Origin of the sequence: Acidithiobacillus ferriphilus (assembly GCF_018854775.1) — a bacterium.
GTDB lineage: Bacteria > Pseudomonadota > Gammaproteobacteria > Acidithiobacillales > Acidithiobacillaceae > Acidithiobacillus > Acidithiobacillus ferriphilus.
This window is the reverse complement of record NZ_JAAZTY010000164.1, coordinates 1-1,268: the sequence shown is the minus strand read 5'-3', so window position 1 is coordinate 1,268 and position 1,268 is coordinate 1. Positions and strand designations below refer to the sequence as shown.

Here is a 1,268-nt window from a genome sequence, read left to right as displayed (position 1 = left end):
AACACCCGCCAAGCCCCTTCCAACTGCCGATGCTGATCTGTCAGATTGCGCACCACCGCCCGCAGCATGGACGGAAAGTCCGGTCGCGCCAGCAGCCAGGGAAAAAGCTGGTTCTCCTCGTCGGCATGATGGGCGGGACCGGCCATATGAAAGTAGCGGCGGATGCGTGTAGCGGCCAGCCGCGCTTCGCTGTCGACACCGACTCGCGCCAAATGCTCGGCTAGGCGCTCCAAGGTCTCGCAGTGCTCCAGGATGCGTTCATGGCAGGCTCTGAGCAGCCCCACGGGATCGTCGAAGGAAGCGGCGGCGTCGTCCAAAAGTCTCATGCCGAAGCGCCTGCATGCGCCGTGAAGCGGATGCGGAGGAGCATGATTTCTCCCGGCGACAAGGCATCCAGAACACCGAAAATGGCATCGCGGCGAAAACGTTTGGCAATGCCGCGGGCATCGAAGGGATAAAGGACATGGATATGTTGGTGTAATGGTGGTGTGGACATGAGGGTTCTCCATATCTCATCAGAATACCGGGGCATTCTTAACCGTTTTTATCGGACATTCATTGATCTGGATCAAGCCCGGAGTAGACTAGATCGGTCCCCGTTCTATCTCGTGGGTCTCGCCATGTACTCCTTGCTAGACTATACCTTACTCAGGAATATCTAAAGCGCGGACGTGAGACTGACATGACAACATATGACTATTTTGACTATCTGTTGGTGGGTGCAGGTCCGGCTGCGGCCGCTGCGGCTGTGGCCATTCGGAGCAAAGACATGGTGGGGCGCATTCTGATGCTGGGAGCGGAGACTGAAACTCCCTACCAACGCCCCCCTTTATCCAAAGGACTGTGGCTGGGAAAGGACAAAGAGGCGAATTTGCCGCTAATGTCCAACGCCGACTGGACCGCACTAAAGGTGGACATAGTTCTGGGTGATCCCGTCACCAACCTGGATCCGCAACAACGGACACTCAGCACTTCCGCAGGCAAAACCTATCATTACCATAAATCGCTGCTCGCCATGGGTGGTCGGCCACGACAGCTTACTGTTCCGGTGACTATACAGGATCGGGTATTCACTCTGCGCACACTGGCCGACTATCGCCGTTTGCGAACTCAGGCTGCGGAAGGGGGGAAGGTGGTAGTCATCGGTGGCGGCTTTCTAGGGGCGGAGCTGGCGGTGGCATTATCCCAGCAGCAAGGTCTTGATGTGCATTATGCCGTGTCTGGTGACGGCCCTCTGGCGCAGATTCTACCGCCTGTCCTGCTAGAAA

Annotated in this window: 3 protein-coding genes; 1 reads left to right on the top strand and 2 read right to left on the bottom strand. The window is 57.2% G+C overall.

The features are described 5' to 3' along the window. Together HF921_RS11000 and HF921_RS10995 are read right to left on the bottom strand one after the other, a co-directional pair. On the bottom strand, positions 1–326 hold a 326-nt coding region (locus HF921_RS11000), incomplete at its 3' end, for a hemerythrin domain-containing protein (protein ID WP_215893812.1). After that, positions 323–496, bottom strand: a complete 174-nt coding sequence (locus HF921_RS10995; protein ID WP_155735387.1) for a DUF2249 domain-containing protein — start codon at positions 494–496, stop codon at positions 323–325. The genes HF921_RS10995 and HF921_RS11000, both read right to left, overlap by 4 nt. A 186-nt stretch (positions 497–682) precedes the next feature. Here HF921_RS10995 and HF921_RS10990 point away from each other — a divergent pair. Next, the coding region (locus HF921_RS10990; RefSeq protein WP_215893811.1) for an FAD-dependent oxidoreductase at positions 683–1,268 on the top strand (586 nt) is incomplete at its 3' end.

Coding starts and splice junctions, on each gene's coding strand:
- HF921_RS10995 (WP_155735387.1), bottom strand. CDS start 496: ATGTCCACACCACCATTACACCAACATATCCATGTCCTTTATCCCTTC.